This window comes from Corynebacterium tuberculostearicum (genome assembly GCF_032821615.1).
GTDB lineage: Bacteria > Actinomycetota > Actinomycetes > Mycobacteriales > Mycobacteriaceae > Corynebacterium > Corynebacterium tuberculostearicum_H.
On record NZ_JAVBIF010000038.1, the window covers coordinates 1 to 3123 of the forward strand.

Consider the following 3123-nt stretch of genomic DNA (forward strand, 5'->3'; position numbering starts at 1 on the left):
ACCCGGACGCGGTGATCGTCAACCAGGTCTTCGAGACGGCCTAACAACGCCCACACGCAGCGGCCATCAGGGAATGAGAAACTGAGTCTTCACTGCTCTCCACCCAACTTTACAACAGCACTCTTCTAACTGCTGCGTTGAAAAAGCCTCCCAGAATTTACACACCTCTTACTATCATGAAAAACAATCTCACCCCGTCGCTACTTGAATTCTTACCGGACAAAATCAGTCACAGTAGAAATAAGAGCAAAAGGGTAGATCGATATCAGAGAGTCAGAAGATAAATAATCAAGAAGATTAGTAACGTTCCCGCAAAGCAAATATAGGGAATCATTTTTCGTTTCATATTTCAGACTTCCTTCCTTTGGAGCAAGGTCTATTATTTGATGGGCACAATGCTGCTAAGAAAATTTACTGTTTTCGTCGCGCCGGATGGCCACAGTAGCCATTAGCAACGCTAATGATGCCCAGATAATCAAGGATACTACCCACCAACCACTTCCCCTTACCCCCGTTAGGATCGAGTGGCATAACTCTACAGCCGCCGTAGAGGGCAAAATCTTGGCCGTCACGTCCAAAACCGTGGGAAGGGTGGTTATCTCCCGAGCTCCGCTAAGCAACAACAGAACGAAAGAAAGCCCCAGTGAAACAGCAAGGGAAGTACGGTTGGAGAGCACAAAGCCAAAACACACTCCAATGGCAGTGGTGAACACTCCGAAAGCGCAAAAAACTAAAAATAGAAGCCCCACCTGAGAAAACGTAAATCTCGCCGAGCTGAATATAGTGCCAACACCAATCCCAACAAAGGCGCTAAGTATAGCAAGCAAAAAAGGAGCGCCACTCCACGCGACTAGCCTAGTACCTGCCCCGGTGGGTAGCGTGCGCAAATAATAGTAAAAATCGCCCTGACGAACCTCATTAATACCGTTAGCAGGGAGATTAATTCCAACCATTAGCACTCCCGTGAGCGCCAAGAGCGCGACAGCAGGAGTAATAATATCCGTATTGTTCCGAACTGCTGAACCCCCGATAACAAAAAGGAATGCAAGCATAAGCAGTGGATACGCCATGTTAAGGAGTACCGCGGCAGGTTCTTTGATCCACGCTACAATTTCGTTCTTAAGCCACAAAAATGCCACGGAAGTAGATGAAGGAAACTGTCGCTTATCTTCCTGCGAGGATTGATTCTGTTGCATAGTTGAGGACACCATTACTTCTCCTCCGCTGTCATAGTAATGAATGCTTGCTCCAACGAGGGGTGAGAAATTTCAATTTGCTCAAATGGCCACCCATCCTTCGCAAGAGCAGCAAGAGCCCGTTTAACGTCAGGTGCACGCAATTTCAATTCGTTACCCTCGCACTCGATAGTTTCAAACACTTGACCTTCTCCAGAGAGAGCGTTGCGACCCACCCCACTAAGACGAATCACTGAAGCAGTGGACTTACCGAGAAATTCCTGAATATCTGAGTCTGCAAGAAGCTTTCCCCTTCGCATTACGATCACTCGATCGCACAAATTCTCAATCTCCTCAATATAGTGGCTCGACACCAACAGTGCCCGTTCACTACCGGTAATCGTTCGAATCGACTCCCAGATCGCTGAACGAGTGACAGTATCCAAACCTGTCGTTGGCTCGTCAAGGATAGTGAGAGGAGCATCTGCAAGAAATGCTGCAGCAACAGAAACCAACCGCTGTTGACCTCCGGAAAGACCTCCTATGACTTTGGTGGATAGATGTGCCAAGCGAAACTTTTCGAGAATTTCTTCGACCAACGATCGGGTGCCAAAGTGGAAGGCTACGAAATTAAGGAAATCACCAACTCGCATTCGGGGATTCACGCCTGTCCCCTGCGGAGTTACACCTATATTGTAGCGATTTTTCGGTTGCCTCGGATCTCCACCCATTAGCTCAACGGATCCTGAAGTCGGCGTGTTAAGGCCACTAATAAGGGAGAAAAGTGTTGATTTTCCTGCCCCATTCTCCCCAAGCACCCCTACCAATTCTCCTGGAAATACCTCAAAGCTAATATCATCTAGAGCTCGGACGTTTCCAAAACTCTTCGACGCAGAACAGGCCGAAAGGATAGGTGTATCCTGTCGATTTTTTAATAACTCATTCATTACCGTGCATTCCTAAATGTTTTCTCGAGCTCAGTACCATAATGTACCCAGGTTTCCATGGTCCAGTAAACCACATCCGAGGCCCTTGAATGAAAACGTCCTCCACGCGAAGAACTGTAGTTCCATTCGTCCATTCATCCCCCTTTTTCCCCAACAAGTGGGCATCGACTAAAATTATTGTACTTCCTTCTTTCAGTAGTTGACTCAACAGAAACAACCCCCTCAAGGCCGTTTCCTTTCCAACTCTCTGCACAAGCATGGTCGTCGCCCCGAAGTCTATCTGGCCTAACCATTCTTGCGGTGAGGTTGCACCCACGAGCTGCAAGGCTCCGTCACTACGTTCGCAAAGGCGCAGAGTTCTCATCACCATCCCTGGCATTAGACTATCGAAAAACTTCCGTACAGCGTTTGAATTGGAATCAATACGGACACCCGAACGCACATCAGATGGGAGCTTTTGTAGGGCTTCCCCCCAGGTAGCTATGCACCCTCGTTTACGAGCGTGGCTATTAAGAAGTAAGCTTACAGATGCACCGACACCTACCATTAGGCTTCCCAAGGAAAATAAGTAATGCTCCCTCCCGTACATCGAAATGGCAGCTACTAACGCTCCGATAATTAATACAAAACAGATAAACGAGGGAACTATAGACTTATCCCGTTCAGCACCATACGCTATTTCTTTACATAGGGGCATTTCCCTCTCCTCTCCTCAGGCGAAAGACTGTCGTAGAAATGTTATATAAGCAGTGAACCATAATCCCCCCGACCAACCCGACAACTAGAAATACTGCGCATATCACCGCTCCGGCCACAGCCACGTCTCCGAACCCTGCGGCTTTATTCCAACCAAGGTGCACTAAACAAAATAGCCCCCACGACACCATCGTGGATTGATATCCGCCGAGTCCATCCGCAGTCAGGGCATAAATTAACACACCACGAAAAACAACTTCCTCGGCAATCGCTACGGCTATCAGCAAGCAGAGTTCCGCGACAGG

Annotated in this window: 3 protein-coding genes; all 3 read right to left on the reverse strand. The window is 48.0% G+C overall.

The genetic code is table 11. From position 1 onward, the window contains the following. Positions 1-401 precede the first annotated feature (401 nt). Entirely contained in the window at positions 402-1196 is a 795-nt protein-coding gene (locus RAE09_RS11695) for a hypothetical protein (RefSeq protein ID WP_316981759.1), read from the reverse strand. Between the two features lie 14 nt (positions 1197-1210). After that, positions 1211-2122 (reverse strand): ABC transporter ATP-binding protein, encoded by a 912-nt coding sequence (locus RAE09_RS11700; protein WP_316981760.1) that lies wholly within the window; start codon positions 2120-2122, stop codon positions 1211-1213. A gap of 683 nt (positions 2123-2805) precedes the next feature. Next, positions 2806-3123: CPBP family intramembrane glutamic endopeptidase (locus RAE09_RS11705; RefSeq protein WP_316981761.1), on the reverse strand; the 318-nt coding region annotated here is incomplete at its 5' end.

Coding starts and splice junctions, on each gene's coding strand:
- RAE09_RS11695 (WP_316981759.1), bottom strand. CDS start 1,196: ATGCAACAGAATCAATCCTCGCAGGAAGATAAGCGACAGTTTCCTTCA.
- RAE09_RS11700 (WP_316981760.1), bottom strand. CDS start 2,122: ATGAATGAGTTATTAAAAAATCGACAGGATACACCTATCCTTTCGGCC.